This window comes from Shewanella mangrovisoli (assembly GCF_019457635.1).
GTDB classification, from domain to species: Bacteria; Pseudomonadota; Gammaproteobacteria; order Enterobacterales; family Shewanellaceae; genus Shewanella; species Shewanella mangrovisoli.
Window position 1 is genome coordinate 1860049 of the sequence record NZ_CP080412.1, and the last position, 26024, is coordinate 1886072.

Consider the following 26024-nt stretch of genomic DNA (forward strand, 5'->3'; position numbering starts at 1 on the left):
TTAGGCCAATAAAAAGAGCAGCCTAGGCTGCTCTATTTTGTATTGGATAGGTGTCTTGCTCGCTTGTTACTGCCAAAACCTAACGAATACACTTATTGCCCGTTAATTTTTGCCTTGAATTTTGCTTTGGTGGCGTCATCGGCGAGATGATACCAATAATCCAGCATATGACTGATTTCGGCTTGAGTCGGCGAGTCTGGCGCTGCGTCTTGTGTTACTGCAGCTGTTGATGTGGCTGCACTGGCGGTTATGGCTGTTGATGGCGCTTCAGTGGCGGCTGGCAGAGTTGGTGCTCTCGTTGCTGTTGATACTTGAGGCTGGCTTTGCACTGCGGCAAGCGTTATCGATGCGGGATGTTGGCCTTGATTGTATTGAAAGATTTCCTGCTCGAAGTTTCGGCCTATCTGAAGCCCGTTTTTCACTAATCTGTCTTGGTCAAAGCTAATCGCTTGATTGTGCTTATCTAAAAGCGTGATTGACGGTGACTCATCGAACTGCTTTGCAGCTTTTGCCGAGTCGATATTAGGCAGTTTGAGTTGTAATGCTTGGTCAGTTTCATTAAAGCGGACAATCAGTACGTCCGATTGATAGCGCACCGAATTAGCCTGTTTGCGATACTGGGCATTGTAGCGAAACGCGATTTGGTTCAATCCATCACTCAGCGTGACTGGCGAGGTGCTTAATGGCTTTTGTCCATTCACGGTTAACAGCTCGACATCACTTGGCAGCTGCAGGAGTACTTCGGCACAAACGGGTTGCAGGCTGGCAAGCAGTATGGCGGATGCGCACAGGATAGAGGGGGATTTCATAGGCTTTCTCTTGGTTGATATCACGCACTAATGATAAGTGAGATAACCATTAACACAAAGTGGAGAGCTAAGCTGATGGTCACAAAGAACACACAAAGGATGCATAAAGCGCGATACATTCATCGATATTTGGCTGCGATGTAGAATAAAGAAAAGGCTCACAGGGAGCCTTTTCTTGCCTAAGTACGAGACAACGTTATGCCTGATCTTGGCTTAACCTAAGCGCAATAAGGCAAATTACTTCGCTTTATCTTGGCTTAGGTTGATGCGGTACACGGCAAAACCGAGTTCATCTTTACTAATCTTGGTCATTTCGCGTTGTTTATTTGCTTCGATAAAGGTAGCTGCTTTATCGCTATCTTGGGTCTGGAAGCGAATATCTAACGCAACATTGGTGCTGATGGTTTTGAAATCCCAGTTGTAGTCAGCACTTGGGTTGACCATGCCATCATACTTGCCTGTGGTTTCGTTGAACTGAGATTGCGCCGTGATATAGGCCGCTAAGGCTTCACGGTTAGTATCTGGCAGTTCGAGTACCACATGATCACTGCCGGTACCGGCAAACTTGCCACCAAAGGCGCGGTAGTTATTTGAGGCTACGATAAATTCTTTGGCCGCAAACTCTTCGCCAGTGAAGACTTTACCGCTGGCATCTGTGTAGCTTAAATCGACGATACGGTTAGCATTGGCATTGACAACGGCGCAGTCGCGGTCGAACTTACTTGGTTGAGTCACATCAATCTTGTATGTCAAGCCATCGAGCACGTCGAAGTTATAGGTTGGGTGACCATCCCAGTTGATTAACTCCTGTGGCGTGGTCTTGGTTGGATCGATTTGATTGAATTGGTTAGCTGAACACTCCAGCCAATCTTTCAGTTCAGCACCCGTCGCTTTGACCGCCACCATAGTGTTGGGGTAGAGGTAAAGATCGGCGGCGTTTTTAAAGGTCAATGCGCCTTTATCTACTTGTACATATTGGTCTGCATCGCTGGTTGTACCGTGGCGACCACCGGCTTTGAATGGCGCAGAGGCCGATAAGACGGGCAGATCTTTTAATGCCTCGGGGAGTTTGGCTTTGACGTTAGCAATTTGCGCGTCAGAAACGATTTGTACGGTTGGATCGTCCTGCACTAAGGTCAAGAAGCTATACATATCCGCGGCAGCAACCCCAATCGGCTCGTCCACGAAGGCGAGTGTACCTTGGTGCTCGGCGGCAACGGCATCATGGATGGCGGCGTCGGCTTCGACTAATGGTGTTTTGGTGGCACCATCATAGATAGGACGTGCCTTAGTGGTGGCACTGAGAACTGACCACTTACCGTCTTTACGCTCGAGTTTAAAGTCGACCACACCTAAGTTGTCACCCCAGCGTCCAGGCATGACGGCTGGCACACCATTTAACAGACCCTTAGTCACGTCTGTATTAGGTAAGTCGGCATATTTGGCATCGGGGAAAATAGAGTGGCTGTGACCAAAGAGGATGGCATTAATACCGTCAACATAGGTCAAGGCATAGGTTGCGTTTTCTGCCATAGGATCGCCAGGATTTTCGGTCGAACCAATACCAGAGTGGGGGATTGCGATAATCAAATCCGCGCCTTTTGCTTTCATTTCAGGCACATATTTCTTGGCGGTCGCAACAATATCTTCAACCGTTACTTTGCCAGTAAGATTTTGTTTATCCCACAATAAGATTTGTGGTGGCACAAAACCAATATAACCAATCTTAATGGTTTGGTTATTTCCTTCGCTATCGACGATTTGTTTTTCTTTAATGATATAAGGGGTGAATAAATGCTCACCTTTTTTCACATCATTCCAGCAACCATTATCGTCGGCACAATAGACGTTGGCGTTAATATAAGGGAATTCTGCACCATGAAGTGATTTATTTAAAAAATCTAAACCATAGTTAAATTCGTGGTTACCGATATTCCCCACTTCGTAATCTAATAGGTTCATTGCTTTATAGGCGGGGTGAACATCGCCCATTTGTAGGCCGACTTTAGCCATATAGTCACCCATAGGACTACCTTGAAGCAGATCGCCGTTATCTACGAGTACACTGTTTTTGGCCTCTTTACGGGCGGCATGGATAAGGCTAGCGGTACGAGCTAGACCGATTGTTGGGTCTTCTTTACCGCTGTAGTAGTTGAAATCCATGATATTTGTGTGCAGATCCGTGGTTTCTAATACACGTAAATCCGCTTGAACGATTTGCTCATCATCCGAGCCACAGGCGCTTACGCCTAGGGCGGCAGTGATCATCACTGCGAGTAGTTTTTTATTTAACATCGTTTTCTCTATTTATATTTATTTGACCCTAATACATGTTCTTTTGAGAACATGCCCATCATCCTGTTAATTCATAACGAAAGAACCGTTAGGTAATCGCGTCATTGAGTTAACGGACGGGGATTATAAAGAGATTTGATGATCTGAATGTGACATTAATTGGATAAAAGCTGTTTCAAATTGTGACTAGGCGCTTGATTGATTAATTTGTGCACCATGGGTGCGGTATTTTTATTCATCGGCTGGTTAATTCGATGTTGCCAGCTATTTATTAAGAATAATTAATATTTGTTAGCTGATTGAATTTCGCCTGCGCTTATATTCGATGAGTCTTTGAGATAATGTTGCCGATTTTTATGAAGTGTTTTCACATAAGCTTTTATTTATAAAATAAATTCTATCGGTTAAAACCTTGATTGTTTGTACGCTTTGGCTAGGGGCGCTCGTCGTTAAATCGCAGACAAAATCCCCTTGATGCCGTAGTTTGACGGCCGTCACACATAAAGAGATACAAATTCCCCTCGTTCCTAGGCTTTGAAAACTTGGCCGAAGCTCGCTTAACTTGCTAAGGTTGTGCGTCGAAAACGGACGCCCAAACTATGCGTCAGTTGGAAGAGAAGCCAAAATCCGTTACTCGCACCTTTCACTTAAAAAATATAAAGACAGGGCAGTAACACTCTAGGGAGTTCCTATGCGTAAGTCTGTTATTACTACTGCCGTGGCCGCGGCATTGTTATTGGGCGCTTGCTCAGAAAAACCGGCAGCAAATACTGAGGCCGCCAATGCGGTTGCGACACAAGCTGCCGCATCGACTCAAGCTGATGCGACCAATGTGTTACTGAGCAAGAGTCCACTGCAGGATCAAGCTCCGCAGTTTAATCTGATCAAGAGTTCGGATTATGCCCCCGCATTTGCGCAGGGCATAAAGGAACATGAGGCTGAAATTGCCGCCATTATTGCCAATAAACAGGCGCCAACCTTCGAGAATACGATTTTAGCCATGGAAACCTCGGGTGAGTTGTTAACTCGAGTGTCACGCACCTTCTTCAATCTGGCGGGGTTAATCTCCGACGATGATTTTCAAAAAACCGAGGCGGATTTAGCGCCTAAGTTGTCGGCTCACCGCGATAATATTTACTTAGATCCAAGTTTATTTGCCCGTGTCGAAACCGTGTATCAACAACGTGCTGGGTTAAATGCCGAAGATAAGCGCCTAGTCGAGTTTTATTACGAGCAGTTTGTACGTGCTGGGGCTAAATTATCCGATGCCGATAAAGCGAAAATGCGCGACTTTAACGCTGAGTTAGCGACCCTTGCGACTGAGTTTTCCCAAAACAGCTTAAAGTCATTTAAAGACGATGTGATTGTTGTGACCGATAAAGCACAACTGGACGGTTTATCTGACAGCGAAATCGCCACCTTAGCGGCCGCAGCACAGGCGGCGGGTAAAACGGGTTACCTGATCACCTTAGTGAATACGACGCGTCAGCCTATTTTAGCCAGTTTAAATAACCGCGAACTGCGCCAAAAAGTCTGGGAAACCTCGGCTCACCGCGCCGTTGCCAGCAATGGCCCTTTAATCGTGAAGATGGCGCAGCTGCGCGCCAAGAAAGCCAATCTACTCGGCTTTGATACTTGGGCAGCTTATGCCGTGGCCGACCAAATGGCTAAAACGCCAACTGCCGTGTATGAAATTTTAGATGACTTGGCGCCTAAGGCGTTGGCTCACGCTAAGGCCGATGCGGCGGATATCCAAGCTGAAATCAAAAAAGCCGGCGGTAATTTTGAATTACAACCTTGGGATTGGGCTTATTACGCCGAGAAAGTACGTCAACAAAAGTACGCCCTAGATGAAAGCAGCATCAAACCCTACTTTGAATTTAACTCTGTGCTGAAGGATGGCTTGTTCTTCGCGATGCACAAACTCTACGGCATCAGCGTTAAACCGCGCACCGATTTACCGGTATGGAATAGCGATGTCCTCGCCTTTGAGGTTTTCGATAAAGATAACAGCTCTATTGGGCTGTTCTATCTTGACCCTTATGCCCGTGAAGGAAAGGGCGGCGGCGCATGGATGGATGAGTTTGTCACTCAAAGCGGCCAACTAGGCACTAAGCCTGTGGTGTATAACGCACTGAATATCCCGAAACCTGCTGACGGTCCAACCTTGATGACCTTCGATGAAGTGACCACTATGTTCCATGAATTTGGTCATGCGGTGCATGGTTTATTCTCTAAGGTGAAATACCCAAGTGTGGCGGGTACCTCTACGGCGCGTGACTTTGTGGAGTTTCCGTCTCAAGTTAACGAAGATTGGAACATTGACCCAGCAGTCATTGCCAATTATGCCAAGCATTATCAAACTGGTGAGCCGATTCCTAAAGCCCTACTCGATAAAATCTTAGCCTCGAATAAATTTGGTCAAGGTTTTGATACTGTTGAGTATTTAGCGGCGGCATTACTGGATATGGAATGGCACTCGATTGGTGCTGACACCCAAATCAAGGATGTGGAACAGTTTGAGCATCAAGTGTTAGCCAAACACGGCCTCGATTTCGCGCCAATTCCACCGCGTTATAAGTCGAGCTATTTTAGCCATGCTTTCTCGGGTGGCTATTCTGCCGGTTATTACGCCTACCTGTGGACGGAAGTGTTTGCCGCCGATGCCTTTGCCTATATGGGCGAACATGGTGGCTTGAAAGCCGAAAACGGCGATAAGTTCCGTGATGCTGTATTGTCTAAAGGCAACAGCGAAGATCTGATGCAGGATTACATCCACTTTACCGGGCAAAAACCCACGACAGATGCCTTATTAAAGCGCCGTGGTTTAGTCGATTAAACGATTCATTGTAAAAAGGGCCAAAGGCTTGGTAGGGCAACCTATCAAGCCTTTTTTTACGCTATTGTTTTTCGATAATCTTTACTCTAAAATCCCGCCAAATTTGACTGTGGGATAGCTTCTTTATCCCGTATCGACGCCCCTCGAAAATCAGGCTCAGTTCCCCTCCTTTGAGCCCTTGAGTACAGCTAAAGCGTAGCCTCTTATTATTGGATGTAGCATTAATGGTTTCGCAATTAAGTGAAGCAGTGCTGGATGTGATCGCTGACGCCTTGGTAGACAAAGGCTATATCTTTTTACCCGAGTTAATTCCTCACCCAATTAGCCAAGTATTATTGGAAAAAATCCAAGCAACAGAAATACATGAGCTCAAAGCGGCTTCGATTGGACGTGGTGCAGAGCAGCAACTCAACCCCGATATCCGCCGTGATAGGATCCAGTGGCTGGAGGAGCAGAGCGAGCCAGATAGCCTCTATTTAGACTTGATGACGCAGTTAAAGGATGGCCTAAATCGTCGATTATTTATGGGATTATTCGACTACGAAAGCCATTATGCTGTGTATCAGCCCGGCGCCTTTTATAAGAAGCATGTGGATGCGCTAAAAGGCAGTCAAAACCGTATCTTAACCACAGTATTTTTCTTAAATCCCGATTGGACGCCAGCAGATTGCGGCGAGCTGATTATTTATGATGAAGCCGATAATGAGATTGAACGCATCGCGCCTAAAATGGGCCACTTTGTGATTTTCTTAAGCGAGCGCTTCCCCCATGAGGTCAGTAAAACACTAGCCCAGCGCAACAGTATTGCTGGCTGGTTTAGGGTGAGTAATAGCGTGCACGGGTTTTAATCTCAGGCAGTTTTGACTTGAGTTGCCAAAGGCTAATTGCGACGTAAAAGCGCAGTGTTTCTAAGTAAACACTGCGCTTTTTTGATCTTAATGGTGCAGCGTTATCGACATCCGCCAAATCGATGTCTAAGTCGTTCACTTTTGCTCGTTTGCGCTGACGCTAGGCCAAAAGGGGCATCACTATCCGAACTCTTTAGATCCCTGCGTTATTTGGCTGCATCAGAACGACTACAACATCTGCCTAATCCAATTCATCAACATGTCATTTTCGACGGCGAAGCTTAAGAAAATCTTAGCGCCTGCACCTAGAATGAAATTATCAAATCACATTGAAAATAGAGGTTTTTTTATTTTAGATTAATGTTAGGCTAGTAAAAAATGTGCGCAAGGACACACTTTTTAGTCAGCTAATGGAGGCGATACTGTGGGCGAACGCGATCTTTTAGGTTGTTTAACGGGCGAACATGTCGTGTTGGAACCCCTCTCTTTATCCCATGTTGCCGCCTTGAGTTTAGCGGTGGCGGATGGCGAGTTGTGGCGTTTATGGTTTACCAGCGTGCCAGAGCCAAGCGAGATGAAAGCCTATGTGACTAAAGCCTTGGATGAGAAAGCGCGCGGCGAGAGTTTCCCGTTTGCGGTGCGCGACCGTCTCTCCGGTGAGATTGTCGGCTGCACCCGTATCTGCCACTGGGAGAGCGAGCATCGCCATTTGGAGATTGGTTACACTTGGTACGCCAAGCGCGCTCAGCGCACGGGGATTAATACCGAATCCAAGTTATTACTGCTGACCTTTGCCTTCGACACCCTCGATGCCATTGCCGTCGAGTTTCGCACCCATTGGCACAATCAAGCATCTCGCCAAGCCATTGCCCGCCTCGGCGCCAAGCAAGATGGCGTGCTGCGCAACAATAAGATCCTCAAGGATGGCACGATCCGCGATACCGTGGTGTACTCGATTATCGATTCTGAATGGGCCACAGTGAAACACAACTTAGCATTTCGCTTACAGCAACGACCGGTAGAGTAAGGCGAATTGAGGCTTCAAATGACGGCATTCATTCGCTATTTGGAGTCGCAACACGCACGTAGATTTGAGGTAGGAAAGGCCGATGGCAAACATTATTTCTCGCGCTGACGTATCCCATTGTCATGAGGTTGCCCTGTTATTTAATGAGTATCGGCAGTTTTACGGCTGTAAGGATGATGTCCCGGCGGCGGAGCAGTTTATTCGTGCGCGTTTGCAGGATGCCTCGTCCGTGGTGTTTATCGCGCGCTCTCCCGAGGGGATGGGGTTGGGTTTTGTGCAGTTGTATCCCTGTTATTCGTCGCTGCGCTTGGCGCCGATTTTTATCCTAAACGATGTGTTTGTCACCCAGCATGCGCGTTGTGTCGGCATTGGTCGGGCCTTGGTGCAACAGGCGACTGAGTATGCCAAAGCTCAGGGCGCTCGCGCCTTAGTGCTCGAGACCCAAAAGGAGAATGTCCGCGCGCAGGGATTGTATGAGGCTTTAGGCTTTGTGCGGGATCAGAAATTTTTAACTTACGAGCTTGAGATCCACTCATTGCTTAAGTAGTTTATGCTTAATTGCGAATAAAAGGACAACAAGATGTTTAAAGCGTTTGCCGTTGCCGGCTTAATGTTAACTGTGAGCCATAGCGTAGTTGCCGATGAGGCAGAAAAGGCCTTTAGTAAAGAAGCCATTGAATGCGCTGCTTATTATCAAATCAGTTCAGAGGCCATTGGCGCCATGAATGCTCCGCAAATGCAGGCTGTGGGCGAGCGTTTAAAAACCTCTAAGGTCGAGGCTGAAAATCTGGCGAAAAAGTATCAGTCAGAGGCCGAAGTCACCCAAGCGGTTGCCGACGCTAAGGCGCGCCAGATCCAGAGCTTAGGCGGCTCAAGTAACTTAGGTGCGCTGATGGGCAAATACAAAGAAGAATGTAAAAACCTGTTAGCCGATCCGCAAAAGCGCCTCGATTACTGGACCATGGCCACCATGTAAGCCTTGCCTGTGATAAACAAAGGAGCCTGAGGCTCCTTTGTTTTATTATCTGAAGAATGATTTTTTGAATTAGCGTTAAGCACCTGCAATAGAGTTGAGCTTTGGCGGGTCTTACTCCCTAGATAAGCAAGGGCCTGATGGCCGCGAATAAGGGCGAGAGATAAGCAATGATCAGTCTGGTAATAGCAACAATCCTGAGCGCTGGCGTGTGCGTTTATCACTTAGTGGAGGGGAAACAAAAGCGGCTGCCGAAGCTGATGAATGCGCCTTTGTCTGAACCAGATAAACAGTGGTTTAGCGCGCTATTCTATTGCCAATCGGTATTCTATTTATCCACTACCGCCGTGTTTTTGGTGTGTGCCCTCAAACTCCTTCCTGAAATGTATGGCTACAGCTTATTGCTGTTTTTGGGACTGAATTACGGTATGTATGCGATTTGGCTTTTTTACGTGGCCTTATTATCCCCACCCCAAGCTAGCCTGCGCCTACGTTTGCAATCCTTAGTCTTTTTATTGATAGCCTTGCTTGCGGTGCTGAGTCCACTGCAGTTACAAGCACTTTAGTTCGATTAACCATTTTACCCTTCAAAAGACAGTGCTTTTATCCCTTTGGTTGATTTATGAATAAGGCTGAAGATTCACTTATCTATTTGCTCTATTGAGCAATACAATAGGGACTATCTTTGGCAATTTACTTGGCAGGTTTGTAGTGCGCCTAGTGATAGCACCTAGTTGTAGCTCTTAGTGATAGCATCTGGTGAAGTTGCGCTGCCAACGTCAGCAAATAATAGGGAGATTTCAGATTGCGCCATCTTACCTCGCACGTCTATGAATGGCTGGAACAGGGACATATCACGCCAACTGTGGCAAATGAACTGTATCGACAGTTATCCGTGCCACCCAACGCCGCCCGTTGGCGCAGCTTATTAGCGCAGCTTTTACAATGGTCGGGGGCGTTAAGCTTTGCCTGCGGAGTGATTTTCTTTTTTGCCTATAACTGGCAGTCCCTCGAGCGAATGAGCAAGTTTGCGCTGATTGAAGCTGCGCTATTGATGAGTCTTGTCAGCTTTGTCTGGCTGTATTATCGCAGTGCGGCTAAGCGGCTCGTTGACCCTTCTCATTCTTTATTTGGAGCAACTCTTGCCAATGCTGCGCTGCTGGTGGTGAGCCTGTTGGTGGGAGGGCTGTTAGCCCTGGTCGGGCAAACCTATCAAACCGGCGCAGACCCTTGGCAGTTATTCGCCATTTGGGCGCTTGCGATTCTGCCCTTCGCGTGGGTGGCAGGCTTTGATGGCCTATGGTTATTGCTGGTGGGGCTAGCCAATTTAAGCCTTGGGCTGTATGCCGATACGACTTCGCTCTGGCTAGATGAACAGTTGTGGTTATGTCTCTTCGTGGTCCTTAATCTGACTATCTACTATGGTTTTGTGTTTCTCGGCAGTAGCAGCAGACGTTGGCATGCGCCATTTGTCGAGTATGCGAGTTCACTGATGGCCATGGGGTGCTTTACCTTACTGGTGTGTTGGATGATTTTTGAGCCGAGCGACACTAAGCCGCTGCTTGTCAGTGTGTGGGTTGGCTACGTTGGCCATCTATTGTTTGGATTCTGGTGGTTCAGGCACAAACGATTGCAGGTTTATCCCTTGGCGTTGGGTGGCTTTAGCTTGATTACCGTTGGCGCGGCGCTATTCACCGAACTGTTGTTTCGCGATAGCGATCCCATTGGCGGCTTTTTGTTGATTGGGCTTTACATCATTTTAGCGAGCACTGGCTTAAGTGCGGTGTTAAGGCGATTGCATCGGCAAGCTAAAGCGGGCATCTCGCCTACGCAGACACCCAGCGAGAATGAGGAGCTAAGCCATGAATAAGCACCAGAATGAGTTCCAGAATGAGTCGATGCAAACAAGCGAGATATCTGCGGCGCAATCTCTGTGGGAGAGTTTGTATACCAAGGGCGCCGTGAATACCCCTGAGTTGCCTGAATCCCAAGACATGCCCTGGTATATCGCTCTGATGCAAGCCGGTGCAGCCTGGATAGCCGCTTGGTTCTTATTAGGTTTTATGGTGTCACTTTTCGATAGTTTGTGGGGACGATTCGAAGGGGGCGCGGCACTCTTTATCGGTGGCAGCTATCTAGGCTTAGGGCTTGCTTTATATTGGGGCGGGCGCCAACAGCACTTTTTGCTGCAGTTTGCCTTTGCCTCCTGCTTAAGCGGCACGCTTGCCTTGGCTTGGGGGCTGTTTGATTTACTCGGCGGAGCCTTCAATCTGGCTTGGTATCTGAGCATGGCTGCATTGTTTTTACTGCTTTGGGGGATTATCAAGCACACTGTGGCCCAGTGGGTATTTGCATTTGGCTGTAGTGTCTGTGTCACCGGCCTGTTGGCCGAGTGGCATCTCTTATCGTTAACGCCGACGCTGTGGCTATTGCTATCGAGTATTGTGCTACTCAATCTTCACCGCACTGGGCACCACTATCAAAGGGCGAGAATGTGGATTTTTGCCACGAGTGCAAATCTGCTCACCATTCAACTTATGCATGTGTTTAGTCTGGATAGGGAGTTTTCGCAGTTGTATGCCGTGGGGTGGCAGTCGGGGATAACCGCGATTCATTTACTGGTCGTGTTTGCCATCTGCAGCTTTTTGCTCCTGAGTCTGTGTAAGCAATGGCAGATCCCATTCACCCATCCTGCCATATTGTTCGCGCTTTTAGGGTTAGTGCTTATTAGTGCACTGTCTTTACCAATGCAGGGCTTATCAACGGCTGTGCTACTGATATTGTTAGGGCACTACGGGCACGAGGCGTGGCTTAAGGGGATGGGGATTGCCTCTGGGCTGGTGTTTGCGGCGGGCTATTATTATTCCCTAGAGACGACCTTGATGCTTAAATCTCTGTATTTGATGGGATTAGGCGGAGTGCTTATTATCGCGAGATTGCTGATGTGGCGCTATTTTCCCATCAAACAAGTGCTGGTCGCAGCAAAGGAGCAAGCATGATGAATCAAGCGACCTTAGCATTAAGCCGTTTTCATAAGCGCGCCATAGTCTTAGTGGTGTTTACCACTGCGGCACTGCTGATAAGCATCAACTGGCGAATCGCTCAGTTTGAGCAGTTATTACAGGATGGCCAAGTGGTACGTTTTGCCTTAGCGCCAGTGGATCCTCGCTCGATTATGCAGGGGGATTATATGGCCTTGGAGTATGCTATTGCGCAGGAGGTGCGCGCCGCGTTGCCCGAGGGGATGACGCAGGGACAACTGCTGTTGACGCTCGACTCGCAAAAGGTGGCGCACTTTGTGGGTATTTATCGTGACCAGCCCAAAGCTGCCGAGCAACTCACGGTAGATTTTCGCCTGCGCAATCATAGAGTAAAGCTCGCCTCAAATAGTTTTTTCTTCGAAGAGGGCCAAGCCGATCACTTCAGCCAAGCAAAGTATGGTGAGTTTAGAGTGAACGCTCGGGGAGAATTGTTGTTAGTCAGCCTACTCGATGAGCAGTTGCAGCCACTATAACGGGCTACTCTGATGATCTTTAACAAGATGGTGAGCCAGGCTCGCCATCTTCGCTATTTTTCCTAGTCCAATCCGCTAAATCGCCGCCCAAATATCCATCTTAAGTTGCAACTTGCGTGCAACTAATTTGTAACCTTGATTCCCTATAGTATCGTCAGTTTTCGAGGCTAAGCGCTTCGTGAAATCGTAAGTCTTTAACTTCAATACCAATATAAAAAATATACTTATTAGGGGTCATTATGTTTAATAACAAAACGCTGTTGGCGTTAGCCATCAGTGGCGTGTGTGGGTTTGCCCATGCTGCCGATAATCTGATTATTACTGAATATGTTGAAGGCAGCAGCAACAACAAAGCCATTGAGTTGTACAACCCAACCGCCAGCAGCATCGATTTAAGCCAGTATCAATTACGCTTCTATTTTAATGGCAGCACAACGGTGGGCATGACTATCGCCCTGACCGGCACCTTAGCCGCAGGGGCGACTCATGTGGTTGCTGATAATGATGCATCGGCCGATATTCTGGCGGTGACAAATCAACAAAGCAGCGCGAGTTTTTTCAATGGTGACGATGCCATTGTGCTGACCTATCAAGATCAAGTGATTGATAGCTTAGGTCAAGTGGGTGTCGATCCCGGCAGTGAGTGGGGCAGTGGTGATTTATCGACGCAGGACAATACCCTGCGCCGCAATCCCGAACAGCTAATCGCCGATCCCATTATTGATGATGCAGTCACCTTTAATACATGGTTAGGTTTTGCCAAAGACGATATCTCGGATCTGGGTAAGTTCAGCGCGGGCACTCCAACCGATCCTGTTGAGCCGCCACCGAGTTCATTAGCCTGTGGTGAAGCCTCAACGCCTATCCATGCCCTGCAAGGTTCGACCAATGTCAGTCCGTTAAACGGACAAACCTTAGTGGTAGAAGCCATTGTGGTGAGTAACCAAGAAGCTGGCCTAAAGGGCATCTTCGTGCAAATGGCCGACAACGAAGCCGATAACGATCCACAAACCTCGGAAGGGGTGTTTGTTTATACCGGTAATGCGCCAACGGGTTATGTGGCGGGCGATCGTGTACGCTTAAAGGCTAAAGTCACTGAATATCAAGGCTTAACGGAACTGACTACCGTTGCCGATCATAAACTGTGTGCCGCAGGACAAACCCTACCAACTGCGGCCGTGGTGACATTACCTGTAAATTCGAGCGATGACTTTGAGCCATTTGAAGGCATGCGCGTACGCTTTAGCCAAGATCTGGTGGTGAACGAAGTCTACAACTTGGGCCGCTATGGTGAAATTTCACTCGGTAGCAGCCGTCACTTTATTGGGACGCAAGTGGCCGCGCCAGGTGATGATGCCTTAGCCGTCACTGCTGCTAATCTCAAAGACAGTATTTTACTCGACGATGGCTTAACGGCGCAGAACCCTGATCCTGTGATTTTCCCGGCGCCAGGTTTAAGCGCATCGAACACTGTGCGTGTGGGTGACAAAGCCACGAGCCTGACGGGCGTCATGCACTATGGCTTTAATCTTTATCGCATTATGCCGACTGAGCCAGTTAATTTTGTGGCAGAAAATCCTCGTCCACAATCGCCAGTGCTTGCCGAAGGCGGCAATCTGAAAGTCGCTAGCTTTAACGTACTGAACTACTTTAATGGCGATGGACAGGGCGGCGGTTTCCCTACTGCGCGCGGTGCCAATACCCAGAGTGAGTTTGAGCGTCAAAAAGCGAAGATTGTCAGCGCTATGGTGGGGATCAGTGCCGATGTGTTTGGTCTGATGGAAATCGAGAACGATGGCTTTGGCGCTAACTCGGCGATTGCCGATCTCGTGGCGGGCCTCAATGCCGCCGTGGGAGAAAATCGCTATGTCTATGTTATTCCAAAGGTCAATGGCAGTAACTTAAGCGCGATCGGTACGGATGCGATTACCGTTGGTTTAATTTATCGCAGTGACAAAGTGAGCCCTCAGGGTGATGCGCGTATTCTATCCAGCGCTAATTCACCCTTAGATGACGCCGCGCAGCCACTATTCGACGACAGCAAAAACCGCCCTATGTTGACTCAAGCCTTCGTGCTAAACGGCAGTGAGGAGAGTGTAGTCGTTGCGGTTAATCACTTGAAATCTAAGGGCAGTGAGTGTGCTGGCGATCCAGATATGAACGATGGTCAAGGTAACTGCAATATTACCCGTACCCGCGCAGCAACGGCGGCGGGGCAGTGGATTGCAGAGCAGTATCCAGAGCAAGGCGTACTGCTGATCGGCGACTTAAACTCCTATGCCAAGGAAGATCCGCTAAGCGCATTGGCTAACGCTGGCTTTAGCGAGTTGTTTGCAAAACTTGAAAAAGCCAATCCTTATTCCTATGTATTCTCGGGTGAATCTGGGCAGTTAGACCATGCGCTGGCCAATACCGCGTTAGTGGATAAAGTCGTGGATGTGACCGAGTGGCATATCAATACCGACGAGCCACGGGTGTTAGATTACAACGAAGAGTTTAAGACGGCTGCGCAGGTGCAAGACCTTTATGCCAGTGATGCTTATCGCTCATCGGATCATGATCCTGTGGTGATTTCACTCCTGCTCGAAGCGGAAAACGTGGCTCCTGAAGCCAGCTTTACTCAGCTTGTGAATGGTGCGAGTGTGCAATTGACTTCAACCTCCATTGATAGCGACGGCCAAATTGTCTCTACTGAGTGGGACTTTGGCGATAATAGCCAAGCCATGGGCGAGTCGGTATCCCACACCTATGCGCAAACTGGTGATTATCTAGTGACGTTAACTGTGACCGATGATGACGGTTTAAGCCATAGCAGCTCACAAATGGTGTCTGTGGTGGTTGAGAACGTGAAAAAGCCACCCGTGGCGCAAATTCAGCACATCAATTTATGGTTAGTCGATATGTTTATTTCGACCAGCTATGACACTGACGGTGTGATCAAACAGCATAAATGGAAGTTTGATAACGGTAGCCGTGCAAGTGGTCCTGTTGTGTTTCGCCAAGCACGCCGCGGGCTGCATACGGTCGAGTTAACCGTGAAAGACAATGATAAATTAACGGATACCACGTCACTGACCTTCCGTTAAGCCTTAGCCTCTTTCTTTAAATATCAAAAGCCTGCATTGCAGGCTTTTTTACGTTTATTCGCTTACTTTAATTCACAATCGCGTGCTTGAAATTCAAGCTAAGTCGCTGTAAGTACATCCTCGCTTAAGCTAAGATGACGCTACTTATGGATTTTTACTCACAGGGAGCAGGCGCATCACAATGAATGCAGACACCTTGGTGTACCTCAATCAGCATCAATTAACCTCGGTGATGAACCTCACTAAATGGCGTCAGCTTGAGCAGGCGCTCCATGAAAAGCCGGACTTTGTGCCCCATGTGCGTTATAAGCTGCTGGAAGATGAAGGACCAAACCCTGGTTTCACGCCAGTATGGTGGGACGAGTTACTCGCAATTTGCGAGAGGATTGAATGGCTTGAGATTGATCTGCTCAAAAGAGAACACCGCGGCAGATTACTGCCGGAAAAAACCACGGATTTCACTGATTATATCGAGGCGCAACTGCACAAGTATCGGCTCCCCTACAGCAAAGAAGCTCAAGGGATTAGGATTTGGGGCTATCTTCGCCCCGATGCGGCTATGCCGGTATTTTGTATTGCAGCTGGTGGCGAGACGATAAAGGAAGCGTAAGCAACTTCAGATGGTAGATAAAAAGCGGGGCCTAATTGATTAGCGCCCCGCTAAGGATTAAAGCACGATATAAAGCGGCCAGCCGAGTAGACCGACGAGTCCTTCTTTATGCTCGAATCTTTCTAAACGCTCAGGGGAGGCGTCGCTAAGCAGCAGTTCGCGGTAGCTTTTCGCAAAATTCAATGTACGCAGCAATGCTGGCGCAAAGTTTTTACCTAAATCTTTACCGATAGTCTCGGCCAGCTCCGCGGGGAGTTCCGCCAGGGCTTTTTGGGTTTGCTGCTCGATATACTCGAGGCTAAACCATTCGTCCTGCAAGCTGATTTTGGCAATGCGCTTTTTCAGATCTTGTCTGACTTTGGCATTATCAAACAACATCCGATACAGCACGGCTTCGGCCAATACGCTCTCCAGATTTAAGAAATCCAAGGGATCATAGCTAGTTTGGGCATAAAACTGCGCCATTAGCGCTGCAATCGATTGCTGACGTTGGTGCTCGGCCAATGCATCTTGGTAGGCCTCATAGCCCAGCCACTCTTCGGCATCTGGCGGTGTAGAGACTTGTTCCAGCAGGAATTTATCCACGTCACCATAGAGCGACTTACCATTCACCAGCTTATGTTTGCTGACAACGCTGAGCATGCTCCAACCCTTTTGGAAGCATTTGACCACGCCATCGGCGGTGAGCAATAAACGCACCGCTTGCTGTTGGTCCTGATCAGACAGTTCCATTAATCCGAGACTGACGACGCCAATCACATCGTGCGCCGCCTGTTCCAGTAAGTGCATCTTGTACTTGTTGTAGAACTTATCCGCCAATTTGAGGCTCATCAAAATGGCTTTAGATTTGATTTGTGCGAGCTGCTCACCGCTAAGGGTGTCGTCTGCTTGGCCTTTAGCCAACACCTTACTCAGGTATGGGCCTTGGTCTAAATCACGCAGTACCAGTTGCATCTAGGGATCCTTAATCTAAAAAGCTAAACATATCATCCACTTCTGCGTATTCGTCCGTGACTTGGTTTTTCTCTTTCGCTTGGATAACCAGTTCATTGACGAACTTGTTAATGATCATTTCCCAGCCAGAGCTTTCGTTACGCAGCAGGTTTTTAATGGCTTTTTCTACATCGGGTGCCAGCTCATGGATTAACGCCATCAGACTACGTGGGTCATCTAGGCTTAAGCTATGGGCTTCTTCACTGTCGACACGGCTGTCATAGCCGACGGTGTCGGTATCTTCTTCATCGTCGTAATAATCGTTGAAGTGGTCTTCATCGTCGTGGCGTTCGCCCAGCATCATCTCGATAAAGGGGATAGACAGATAGAAGAGGCCAGCGGGATCTTCGGCAATGCACTCTAAAATAGCGGTTTGTTTTTCTTCGCTATCTTGGATGCGAATTAAATAGGTCAAAAAATCAAAGGTATGCTGAATAAGTTCTTCGGCATTGTTCTTGATTTTTTCTTCCCAATACAATGGTTGCTGACAGACGATGTCGCGAATTTGTTCAGGGGTCATCAGCTCCGACATAATTGACGGGCAGGAGATATCGTGGTGACTGTTGATTTGCGTCAGGGTCACAATGTCCATTTTTTCAATGACTTCGACTAATTGCTCATCGTTCATTGTGGTGGCGATGAGTTCGAAACGTTTACTGGCCTGTTTTGGCTCGACATCGGCGAGCTCTTTAATCTCGGCAACGGTTATTTCAATGAGACTAGTGTTCATTAGCGGTCCTCATCATCGTAGTGATCGTAGTAGCCATCTTCCTCTTCGCCGTCATCATCGTCGTCATCGGAATAGTCGGCGTAATCACTGTCTTCGTCTTCAAAATCATCGTCAGCGCTGCGTTTAGGCGCAGGTGCACTTTTGCCTTGGTTTTCCAGTAAATAGAGTACGGCGCAGCTTTCAATCAATAAATCTTCTGAATAGGCGCGCACCGCCTGCACTAATGGGACATCGGCATTGTTAAAGCCGATAGTGACCTTGAACTCATCCCACTCGGGTTGCGTTGCGGTATTAATCCAGTGAGCCCACTTGAGCTTGGCATCACTTGGAAATTTTACTCGGCCATAGAGTGCCACAGGCAGATACTCGGGCACCGATTCGAGCATTTTAGGATCGGCCTGTAATACTTTTTTGATTTGACTGGTAAATTGTTCCAGTGCCTTAGGCGTATCCGGGTCATCATAGGACTCGATATTGTCGTAGGCATTGGTCTTAAGCTCATTAATGCGTGAGATATTCAGTTTTTTGGCCATGGGCATGTCTCGAAATAAAAGCTATCAAACAAACAGCTTCTCAAAATAAACCGTGTTGCAATAAAAGGTCCAAATTAAGGGGCTTGGCAAACTAAGCTCATTAATTTGGCACTCCCAGTGTTGCACTGGAAATAACCCGCTTAAGGGTAAAATTGATCCCACAATTCGCGCATCGCGCCATTGGGATCGGTCACGATCACATTGTTGAAGTCTCGGATAAACGCATTTCTAAGCTTGGGATCTGAGAGCACTTCATAAGCTTTTTTAACGCGCTCAAGTTGTTGTGATGCTTGCTCTTTTTCTTCATCAGAGGCACCTAACAACTTATCGGGATGGTATTTGTTTGAGAGCCGGCGATAGGCTTTTTTAATGTCGTCTTCTTTGGCGCTAGGTTTGATACCGAGCACACTAAAGTGGTTAATCATATTTGTACCTGCAGGCGATGGGTTGGTATCGCAAGATAAAAGCTAAGTGCTGATTATCTGTCAATTTGTGGAATTATGATTAGTCAGCGATGGATCATAGCAGAAATGCGCATTAGGCGGCAAACGACTCTGTTGGCATTTATGACTGAAATCGTGGCATTTATTAGGCTTGATAAAAATCGCCGGCGCTTTTGGAGATAAGGTATATAAAGCCAAACAGGGGCGGGGGAAAAGATAAGTAAACTGAGTGAGTTGATGGCTAGCAACTTGTGCTGGATTTAAACCAGCCACTTCGTCTGTTGCTTATAGATAGTAGAGCCCGACGAGCGAGTCGTTACCATTGGCTGAAACGAATCAGATACACAAGAAGTGAATTTTAGGCATAAAAAAACCAGCTTAATGCTGGCCTAGTGATTGTAAGTCGATAATTGGTTGCGGGAGCTGGATTTGAACCAACGACCTTCGGGTTATGAGCCCGACGAGCTACCAAGCTGCTCCATCCCGCGTCCGATTATTACTTCTATTTGTTATCCATCAATTGGTTGCGGGAGCTGGATTTGAACCAACGACCTTCGGGTTATGAGCCCGACGAGCTACCAAGCTGCTCCATCCCGCGTCCGATATTGAGGATTTACAAGATTGGATATCCTTTTGAATATCATCACCTTGGCTTTAAATTGGTTGCGGGAGCTGGATTTGAACCAACGACCTTCGGGTTATGAGCCCGACGAGCTACCAAGCTGCTCCATCCCGCGTCCGTCTCTAAAGCGGGGCGAACTATAACGGCAGTGCTGTGGCATTGCAAGGAGGAATTTCAAAAAAATGAACGAGTGCTTAATTATGAATCGTAATGGGGGAATTTCGGACAATCTGGGCAATGTGGCCCGCTTATCTGTCGTAAAGAGAGTGGTAACTGCCTGACTAAATCGAGTTTCGGCTAATAACTGTTTATCTTTTATGTCGCTTCACAGGTATAATGTCGCTTTGATTTTGACTGCGTATTGATTATCCCATGCTTAATTTTTTTGCTGCCGCCCCTAAGGGCTTTGAATATAGCTTAGCCCAAGAACTGACAGAATTTGGTGCGACTGAGATTAAAGAGAGTGTTGCCGGTGTCTATTTTACCGCGCCGCTTGCCTTAGCCTACCGTATTACCCTGTGGACGCGTTTGGCCAGCCGTATCGTGCTGGTGATCTATAAGGGCCCCTGTGAGTCGGCGGAGCAATTATATAACGCAGCTTATTGTATTGATTGGTCAGCTCATTTCTCCAATCGCAACACCTTTAGTATCGATTTTCACGGCACTGGCGGCTTTATCAACAACACCCAGTTTGGTGCGTTAAAGATTAAAGATGCGATTGTTGACCGTTTCCGTGATGACGGTGATGCCCGTCCAAACGTCGCCCGTATCGATGCCGACATTAAAATCGACGCCCATTTCCGTAATGGGGTGATTACCATTGCGATGAACTTCTCGGGACCTTCTTTGCATCAACGCGGTTATCGCTCTACGACCGGTGAAGCACCGTTAAAAGAAAACCTCGCCGCCAACATGCTAGTGCGCAGTGGCTGGAAAGCCGCGCCAACGACCTTACTCGATCCTTTCTGCGGCAGTGGTACTGTACTGATTGAGGCCGCATTAATGGCTGCCGATATTGCTCCAGGGTTGCAGCGCAGCCGTTTTGGTTTTGAGCATTGGCGCCGCCATGATAAAGCGACATGGCATGAGATTTTAGAAGAGGCCAAGGCGCGCGCATCCTTAGGTGTAAAGCGTTGTGACGTGAAGTTCTACGGCTCGGATATCGATTCGCGCTTAGTGGCCCTAGCAAAACGCAATGCGCAAAACGCCGGTGTATTTGAACTGATTGACTTTAAAGTCGCTAATGCGCTCAATGTCGAGCCGCCCGCCGCCGAAGGTTACCTGATTACTAACCCTCCCTACGGTGAGCGTTTAGGCAGTGTTTCTGAGCTATTGCAGCTGTATTACCAATTAGGCGACAAGTTTAAAAAGGAGTTTGGCGGCTGGAAAGTGGCTATGCTCTGTAGCGATATCGAGCTGATTTCGGCACTGAAACTCAAAGCCGATAAACAGATGAAGATGTTTAACGGTGCGCTTGAGTGTGCCTTTAACCTGTATACCTTGCACGCGCAAAGCACTCGTCGTGATACGCCAGTATTGCCGGAAGGGGTGGACATTGCCGATATCGCGCCAGCATTTGCGAACCGTATTAAGAAAAACGCCAAGCAATTAGAAAAGTGGGCGAAAAAAGAAGGTATTGACAGCTACCGTTTATATGATGCCGACATTCCCGAATATAACGTGGCGGTCGACCGCTACTTAGATCATATCGTGGTGCAGGAATATATGGCGCCAGCCAGCATTCCAGAGGCCGTGACAAAACGTCGTTTAAGCGATGTGCTCTTGGCGCTGCCTGCTGCGATTGGTGTCGACCCGCACAAGATCACTATGAAGACCCGTGAGCGTCAAAAGGGCACCAATCAATATCAAAAGCTCGATGAGCGTAAGCTTGAGCTTATCACCACCGAATATGGCGCTAAGTTTAAGCTGAACCTGACAGGCTATTTGGATACTGGCTTGTTCCTCGATCACAGATTAACCCGCCGTTTAGTGGGACAAAAATCGAAAGGTCGCCGGGTATTGAACCTGTTCTCCTACACAGGTTCTGCCTCTGTGCATGCCGCATTAGGCGGTGCTAAGTCGGTCACGACGGTCGATATGTCCAACACTTATCTTGCGTGGGCAAAGGAAAACTTTGCGTTAAACGATCTCAGTGGCAAGCAGTATGAGTTTGTGCAGGCCGATTGTTTGCAATGGATCCGCGATAGTGCGCACGATAAATCCGCGCAATACGATTTGATTTTTATCGATCCGCCGACCTTCTCTAACTCTAAGCGGATGGAAGATTCCTTCGATGTACAGCGTGACCATGTGAATTTACTAGGCATGCTTATCAAGCTGTTAAGTCCAAATGGGGAGATAGTGTTCTCCAACAACAAACGCAAGTTTAAGATGGACACCGACACCTTGGTCAAGATGAAAATCAAGGTGGAAAACATCGATGATCTGACCTTGCCTATGGATTACAAGCGCAATCCCCATATCCATAATACTTGGTTAATCACTCATGCATAATGTACCGCAAGCGGGTTACATACTATACCACACCGAAGGCTGTCACTTATGTGAACAGGCTGCGGCATTGCTTAATGCCGCCGAGGTGCCTTTTACGGCCATCGATATTTGCGATGATGAAGCCTTAGCTGAACGTTATGGCGTGTGTATTCCCGTGGTGAAGGCCGAGGATGAGCGTTGCCTGTTTTGGCCCTTTGACGCTACCCAATTACAAGAATTTTTAGGAGCTTAGTTTGAGTCTGGTTCGTATCAATAATGGCTCGTTAGCCTATGGTTATACTCCGCTGCTGCAAAATGCCGATTTTACTATCGAGCGCGGCGAGCGAGTGTGTATTGTTGGCCGCAACGGTGCGGGCAAGTCGAGTCTATTGAAGATTTTATCCGGCGATGTGCTGCTCGATGAAGGTGAGTTCAACATCGATGGCAGCGTCACAGTCAGCCGTTTGCAACAAGATCCACCGAAGGCGGAGCAAGGCTCGGTTTACTCTTATATTGCTGCGGGCTTAAAAGAAGTCGGTGAAGCGTTAGAGCAATATCATCAACTGTCCCATGATGTGGCTTATGCCGAACCTGAGCTGATGGAGCGCATGCTTAATCAGATGCAAAAGCTGCAGGAAACGTTGGATCATCACAACGGTTGGCAGCTTGACTCGCGCATCAAACAAAATTGTGAGTTATTAGGCCTCGACCCCGATAAATCCTTAAGTGAATTATCCGGTGGTTGGCAGCGTAAAGTGGCGCTTGCTCGCGCCCTCGTCAGTGAGCCGGATTTATTGCTGCTCGATGAACCGACGAACCATTTAGATATCGATACCATCGAATGGCTGGAAAAATTCCTGCTGGATTTCCAAGGCGCTATCGTGTTTATCAGCCACGACAGGGGCTTTATTGCCCGCATGGCCACCCGTATCGTCGATTTAGACCGTGGCGTGGTGACCTCATGGCCTGGCAATTATCAAGCTTACCTTGATGGTAAGCAGGAATGGTTAAGGGTTGAAGCCGAGAAAAACGCCTTATTCGATAAGCGATTAGCCGAAGAAGAAGTCTGGATCCGCCAAGGGGTTAAGGCCCGTCGTACCCGTAACGAAGGCCGCGTGCGTGCACTCAAGGCGCTGCGTCAAGAACGCAGTGAGCGCTTGAACCGTCAGGGCAATGCCAAGATGGCGGTGGCCGATACCGAGCGTTCGGGTAAGTTAGTCTTTGATGTAAAGGACTTAAACTACAATCTGCCCGATAAAAATCTGGTTAAAAACTTTAATACCACGGTACTTCGAGGCGATCGTATTGCGCTTATCGGCCCGAACGGTTGTGGTAAATCGACCCTTATCAAGCTGTTGATTGAGAAGTTACAACCTCAATCGGGTGAGGTGAAAGTCGGCACTAAGTTAGAGATTGCCTATTTTGACCAATACCGTGAGGCGTTGGATCCTGAGCAAACCGTTGAAGACAACGTGGGTGAGGGGAAAAAGACCATCACGATTAATGGTCAAGACCGTCATATCTTAAGTTATCTGCAGGATTTCCTATTTTCGCCGATGCGCGCCCGTACGCCTGTAAAGGCATTATCGGGCGGTGAGAAAAACCGATTATTGCTGGCTAAGTTACTTATTCGTCCGGCTAACCTGATTATCCTCGACGAACCGACAAACGATCTTGATATTGAGACCCTAGAATTGCTAGAGTCGCTGCTGACTGAGTATCAAGGCACACTGTTGCTTGTGAGCCATGATAGGGCCTTTATCGATAACACTGTCACCAGCAGCTGGTGGTATGCGGGTAGTGGCCATTGGAGCGAGTATGTCGGTGGTTATCAAGACGCGATTGACCAAGGGGCAAAGTTTTATTCTGAGGAACCTAGTCAGCCAAACACGGTCGAAGCTCCTGCGACAGTAAAAACCGCTGAGGTGAAAGTGGCCGAGCCCGCCAAAGCCGCGAAAAAACTGTCCTATAAGTTACAGCGTGAATTAGAGGCCATGCCTGAGTTGATGGAAACATTAGAGGCAGAAATCCTCGAATTGCAAACCACAGTGGCAAGCCCAGATTTTTATAATCAAACACAGGATAAAATCAATTCGGTATTGAACCTGTTGGCGGATAAAGAAAAGCAATTGGAAGTTTGCTTCGAGCGATGGGAAGAGCTTGAGTCACTGAAGTAAACCAATAATAAAAATGGGAATAGAATTAATGAAGTCAAAGTTGGATAAAGCCCTCTCCTTGGTTGCCTTAGGTGTCCTTGGCGTATTACACAGTGCCCATGCCGCACCCGTATATGAAATTGTTAATCTTGATAATTATGATCTGCAAGGTACGCTTGAAGGCACACGAAACGGTTATGCCTTGGGCGTGAATGCCAACGATGAGTTAGTCGGTATCGCTAAAGGTAAGAAAAAACTCAGTACTTCTGATGTGGAAGGTGGGGTTATCGACGTTGAAGATGGTATTGCCCCTGAAGAAACCATTACTTACTCCATTACAGAAGCTATTGTTGCCAATAACTTTGCTTTTGTTGCCGCGCAAAATGCTGCCGCTGGTGCATGGTTACCGACCTTCGATAGTATCAATGGCACTACACCACCCAGCGATACCTCTGTGGTGAACTCTGTCGATACCTTTTATTACGGCATCAATGATTCCGGCGTGAAAGTGGGCAGCATGACCGCACCTGAAAAGAAGACGGAAAACACCGCAACTACAGAGGATACGACCGATTACTGGTATTACCGAGATTATGAGTATCGCGGTGTAGCCAAAGTAGGCGATAGTGAAATCCCGTTACTGCCACCTTACACTCAGTACGTGAAGGATGATAAAACGGTTGAGTTAGGCGGCTGGTCGGCGGCGACGGCGGTTAACAACAATAATTTGGTTGTTGGTTATGCCAGTACCGATATCAGTAAGTATGGTGGCGATCGCGTAGCCTACTGTTTAGGCACAGATAATACGTTACCGTTAGATGTGTGTATTCAACGCGAGCAATACCCTAATACTCAAGGTACGCGCAATATTCAGTACCAAACTCGTGCTTATGTATGGCAACTGGACAATGGCATTGCAACGGGTACCGCTTTACCTTTAGGGTTAACCCCTGCCAGTGACAATACGCTGACCTTTACCGCCCAAGCTTTGGGTGTTAACAATGAAGGTGTGGTCGCAGGACGCTCGCACGTGTACCGTAACGGCAATACCGATAGATTACGCCAAGATGCGGCTTATTGGAGCAAAGATGCTGAGGGCAACTATCAATACCATTGGATCCCGATGGGGGATTCTATTTCAAGCTCTATCGCCTACGATGTGAATGACAGCGGTATTCTTGTTGGTAGCTATCGCAGTTATATCCAAGGATATTTACGTGATAAGTTCTTCTACTTTGATACCAATACGCCTGATGTGGCTTATGTTACGCCAAATGATTTTGCATCGACAACTACGGATCTATCTAGCAAACCCAAAGATATCAATAATAAAGGTCAAGTTGTTGGTTATATTGAAACCACCTATGATAAGGAAAAACCACGTCCTAAGGCGGGCTTCCTGTATGAGAAATCTACTGGGGAGTTCAGTAACCTCAATAACTTGCTGACCTGTGAGTCTAAGGGTTTTGAAAAGGGCTCTGATGGTAATTGGACTCGCCATCAGGTCGAAGTGCAGGATGGTACTGGTAAGGTGTTAAGCTATAACAGTGACATTCTGGTTGTTGAAGCCGCGAGTATTAATGAAGATGGCACTATCGTAGGTACTGCCTTTATTCGTAAACCTTCCTACCAGTTTGACTCAGATGGCAATATTATCGTAGGTGAGAATGGTCTTCCCCTGTTTGAACTCAGTGGTAATGGTGATCCAGTCACAGCTTATATTCCGCGTATGGTGGTGTTAAAACCTGCGACTAATGGTGAAGCTTGTACAGTAGATGAAAGCACTGACACAGGCAATTATGAACGTAAAGGCGCCGCTTCTCTTGCTTGGTTATTAGCGTTACCTTTAGTCTGGTTACGTCGCCGCACTCGCTAATTTTTCAGCTTTAATTCAGACTCAAAAAATCGAGGCAAAATGCCTCGATTTTTTTTAATCATGATCTCAATAGTTTAATAAATAGTCGATAAAATGGACGATTTTTTGATTGATCTCGAGGCTGAAAAGCACTATCTCTATGGATGAAGCTGTTGCTTCTATTTCACGTAGAACAGA

General features: G+C 47.6%; 21 protein-coding genes and 3 tRNA genes. 15 read left to right on the forward strand and 9 right to left on the reverse strand.

The window, feature by feature from the left end:
• Positions 1-92: 92 nt before the first annotated feature.
• A complete protein-coding gene (locus tag K0H60_RS08245) occupies positions 93-809 on the reverse strand; it encodes a DUF2057 domain-containing protein (protein ID WP_220057837.1) in 717 nt (238 codons plus the stop codon).
• Positions 810-1046: 237 nt separating this feature from the next.
• Positions 1047-3104 carry a bifunctional 2',3'-cyclic-nucleotide 2'-phosphodiesterase/3'-nucleotidase gene (locus K0H60_RS08250; RefSeq protein ID WP_220057838.1) on the reverse strand — a complete coding sequence of 686 codons (2058 nt, stop codon included), beginning with the start codon at positions 3102-3104 and terminating at the stop codon, positions 1047-1049.
• A gap of 691 nt (positions 3105-3795) precedes the next feature.
• Between K0H60_RS08250 and K0H60_RS08255 the strand changes: the two genes are divergently transcribed.
• The 11 genes from K0H60_RS08255 to K0H60_RS08305 all read left to right on the forward strand — a co-directional run bounded on the left by K0H60_RS08255 (position 3796) and on the right by K0H60_RS08305 (position 16001).
• Complete coding sequence (locus K0H60_RS08255) at positions 3796-5943, forward strand: M3 family metallopeptidase (protein WP_220057839.1); 2148 nt, start codon at positions 3796-3798, stop codon at positions 5941-5943.
• Between the two features lie 224 nt (positions 5944-6167).
• On the forward strand, positions 6168-6791 hold the full coding sequence (locus K0H60_RS08260; RefSeq protein ID WP_220055226.1) for a 2OG-Fe(II) oxygenase: 624 nt from the start codon (positions 6168-6170) through the stop codon (positions 6789-6791).
• A 424-nt stretch (positions 6792-7215) separates the two neighbouring features.
• Entirely contained in the window at positions 7216-7818 is a 603-nt protein-coding gene (locus tag K0H60_RS08265) for a GNAT family N-acetyltransferase (protein WP_220057840.1), read from the forward strand.
• 82 nt (positions 7819-7900) lie between these two features.
• The gene (locus K0H60_RS08270; RefSeq protein WP_220057841.1) at positions 7901-8365 is read left to right on the forward strand and encodes a GNAT family N-acetyltransferase; all 465 of its coding nucleotides are present in this window, start codon (positions 7901-7903) and stop codon (positions 8363-8365) included.
• A gap of 33 nt (positions 8366-8398) precedes the next feature.
• Positions 8399-8794, forward strand: a complete 396-nt coding sequence (locus K0H60_RS08275) for a hypothetical protein (protein WP_011625878.1) — start codon at positions 8399-8401, stop codon at positions 8792-8794.
• A 167-nt stretch (positions 8795-8961) separates the two neighbouring features.
• Positions 8962-9357 (forward strand): hypothetical protein, encoded by a 396-nt coding sequence (locus K0H60_RS08280; RefSeq protein WP_220057842.1) that lies wholly within the window; start codon positions 8962-8964, stop codon positions 9355-9357.
• A 239-nt stretch (positions 9358-9596) separates the two neighbouring features.
• Positions 9597-10661: a DUF2157 domain-containing protein gene (locus K0H60_RS08285; RefSeq protein WP_220057843.1), complete on the forward strand. Its 1065-nt coding sequence runs from the start codon at positions 9597-9599 to the stop codon at positions 10659-10661.
• Positions 10654-11790 (forward strand): DUF4401 domain-containing protein, encoded by a 1137-nt coding sequence (locus tag K0H60_RS08290; protein WP_220057844.1) that lies wholly within the window; start codon positions 10654-10656, stop codon positions 11788-11790. The genes K0H60_RS08285 and K0H60_RS08290 overlap by 8 nt, the downstream gene beginning before the upstream one ends.
• Complete coding sequence (locus K0H60_RS08295) at positions 11790-12305, forward strand: GDYXXLXY domain-containing protein (RefSeq protein ID WP_220058134.1); 516 nt, start codon at positions 11790-11792, stop codon at positions 12303-12305. The genes K0H60_RS08290 and K0H60_RS08295 overlap by 1 nt, the downstream gene beginning before the upstream one ends.
• Before the next feature lie 239 nt (positions 12306-12544).
• A complete protein-coding gene (locus K0H60_RS08300) occupies positions 12545-15391 on the forward strand; it encodes an ExeM/NucH family extracellular endonuclease (protein ID WP_220057845.1) in 2847 nt (948 codons plus the stop codon).
• A gap of 181 nt (positions 15392-15572) precedes the next feature.
• Positions 15573-16001 carry a DUF6678 family protein gene (locus K0H60_RS08305; RefSeq protein ID WP_220057846.1) on the forward strand — a complete coding sequence of 143 codons (429 nt, stop codon included), beginning with the start codon at positions 15573-15575 and terminating at the stop codon, positions 15999-16001.
• A 57-nt stretch (positions 16002-16058) separates the two neighbouring features.
• On the opposite strand, the gene atcC is transcribed toward K0H60_RS08305, so the two are convergent.
• From atcC to K0H60_RS08340, 7 genes are all read right to left on the reverse strand, one after another.
• Complete coding sequence (atcC, locus tag K0H60_RS08310; protein WP_011716640.1) at positions 16059-16955, reverse strand: cold adaptation protein AtcC; 897 nt, start codon at positions 16953-16955, stop codon at positions 16059-16061.
• Between the two features lie 10 nt (positions 16956-16965).
• Positions 16966-17724 (reverse strand): cold adaptation protein AtcB, encoded by a 759-nt coding sequence (atcB, locus tag K0H60_RS08315; protein WP_086904444.1) that lies wholly within the window; start codon positions 17722-17724, stop codon positions 16966-16968.
• On the reverse strand, positions 17724-18257 hold the full coding sequence (gene atcA, locus K0H60_RS08320; RefSeq protein ID WP_041412985.1) for a cold adaptation protein AtcA: 534 nt from the start codon (positions 18255-18257) through the stop codon (positions 17724-17726). The genes atcB and atcA overlap by 1 nt, the downstream gene beginning before the upstream one ends.
• A gap of 140 nt (positions 18258-18397) precedes the next feature.
• The gene (gene atcJ / locus K0H60_RS08325; protein ID WP_011622321.1) at positions 18398-18682 is read right to left on the reverse strand and encodes a cold adaptation protein ActJcold adaptation protein ActJ; all 285 of its coding nucleotides are present in this window, start codon (positions 18680-18682) and stop codon (positions 18398-18400) included.
• 429 nt (positions 18683-19111) lie between these two features.
• Positions 19112-19188 (reverse strand) — tRNA-Met (locus tag K0H60_RS08330).
• A gap of 33 nt (positions 19189-19221) precedes the next feature.
• Positions 19222-19298 (reverse strand) — tRNA-Met (locus K0H60_RS08335).
• Positions 19299-19360: 62 nt separating this feature from the next.
• Positions 19361-19437 (reverse strand) — tRNA-Met (locus tag K0H60_RS08340).
• 257 nt (positions 19438-19694) lie between these two features.
• Here K0H60_RS08340 and rlmKL point away from each other — a divergent pair.
• The 4 genes from rlmKL to K0H60_RS08360 are packed head-to-tail and all read left to right on the forward strand — an operon-like array spanning position 19695 to position 25847.
• A complete protein-coding gene (gene rlmKL / locus K0H60_RS08345; RefSeq protein WP_011716642.1) occupies positions 19695-21836 on the forward strand; it encodes a bifunctional 23S rRNA (guanine(2069)-N(7))-methyltransferase RlmK/23S rRNA (guanine(2445)-N(2))-methyltransferase RlmL in 2142 nt (713 codons plus the stop codon).
• Complete coding sequence (locus K0H60_RS08350) at positions 21829-22068, forward strand: glutaredoxin family protein (protein WP_011716643.1); 240 nt, start codon at positions 21829-21831, stop codon at positions 22066-22068. The genes rlmKL and K0H60_RS08350 overlap by 8 nt, the downstream gene beginning before the upstream one ends.
• Position 22069: 1 nt before the next feature.
• Entirely contained in the window at positions 22070-23992 is a 1923-nt protein-coding gene (locus K0H60_RS08355) for an ABC transporter ATP-binding protein (RefSeq protein ID WP_220057847.1), read from the forward strand.
• 28 nt (positions 23993-24020) lie between these two features.
• Positions 24021-25847, forward strand: coding sequence for a DUF3466 family protein (locus K0H60_RS08360; protein WP_220057848.1), 1827 nt, complete (start codon positions 24021-24023; stop codon positions 25845-25847).
• The last annotated feature ends 177 nt before the right edge of the window (positions 25848-26024 follow it).

Coding starts and splice junctions, on each gene's coding strand:
- K0H60_RS08245 (WP_220057837.1), bottom strand. CDS start 809: ATGAAATCCCCCTCTATCCTGTGCGCATCCGCCATACTGCTTGCCAGC.
- K0H60_RS08250 (WP_220057838.1), bottom strand. CDS start 3,104: ATGTTAAATAAAAAACTACTCGCAGTGATGATCACTGCCGCCCTAGGC.
- K0H60_RS08255 (WP_220057839.1), top strand. CDS start 3,796: ATGCGTAAGTCTGTTATTACTACTGCCGTGGCCGCGGCATTGTTATTG.
- K0H60_RS08260 (WP_220055226.1), top strand. CDS start 6,168: ATGGTTTCGCAATTAAGTGAAGCAGTGCTGGATGTGATCGCTGACGCC.
- K0H60_RS08270 (WP_220057841.1), top strand. CDS start 7,901: ATGGCAAACATTATTTCTCGCGCTGACGTATCCCATTGTCATGAGGTT.
- K0H60_RS08275 (WP_011625878.1), top strand. CDS start 8,399: ATGTTTAAAGCGTTTGCCGTTGCCGGCTTAATGTTAACTGTGAGCCAT.
- K0H60_RS08280 (WP_220057842.1), top strand. CDS start 8,962: ATGATCAGTCTGGTAATAGCAACAATCCTGAGCGCTGGCGTGTGCGTT.
- K0H60_RS08290 (WP_220057844.1), top strand. CDS start 10,654: ATGAATAAGCACCAGAATGAGTTCCAGAATGAGTCGATGCAAACAAGC.
- K0H60_RS08295 (WP_220058134.1), top strand. CDS start 11,790: ATGAATCAAGCGACCTTAGCATTAAGCCGTTTTCATAAGCGCGCCATA.
- K0H60_RS08300 (WP_220057845.1), top strand. CDS start 12,545: ATGTTTAATAACAAAACGCTGTTGGCGTTAGCCATCAGTGGCGTGTGT.
- K0H60_RS08305 (WP_220057846.1), top strand. CDS start 15,573: ATGAATGCAGACACCTTGGTGTACCTCAATCAGCATCAATTAACCTCG.
- atcC (WP_011716640.1), bottom strand. CDS start 16,955: ATGCAACTGGTACTGCGTGATTTAGACCAAGGCCCATACCTGAGTAAG.
- atcB (WP_086904444.1), bottom strand. CDS start 17,724: ATGAACACTAGTCTCATTGAAATAACCGTTGCCGAGATTAAAGAGCTC.
- atcA (WP_041412985.1), bottom strand. CDS start 18,257: ATGGCCAAAAAACTGAATATCTCACGCATTAATGAGCTTAAGACCAAT.
- atcJ (WP_011622321.1), bottom strand. CDS start 18,682: ATGATTAACCACTTTAGTGTGCTCGGTATCAAACCTAGCGCCAAAGAA.
- rlmKL (WP_011716642.1), top strand. CDS start 19,695: ATGCTTAATTTTTTTGCTGCCGCCCCTAAGGGCTTTGAATATAGCTTA.
- K0H60_RS08350 (WP_011716643.1), top strand. CDS start 21,829: ATGCATAATGTACCGCAAGCGGGTTACATACTATACCACACCGAAGGC.
- K0H60_RS08360 (WP_220057848.1), top strand. CDS start 24,021: ATGAAGTCAAAGTTGGATAAAGCCCTCTCCTTGGTTGCCTTAGGTGTC.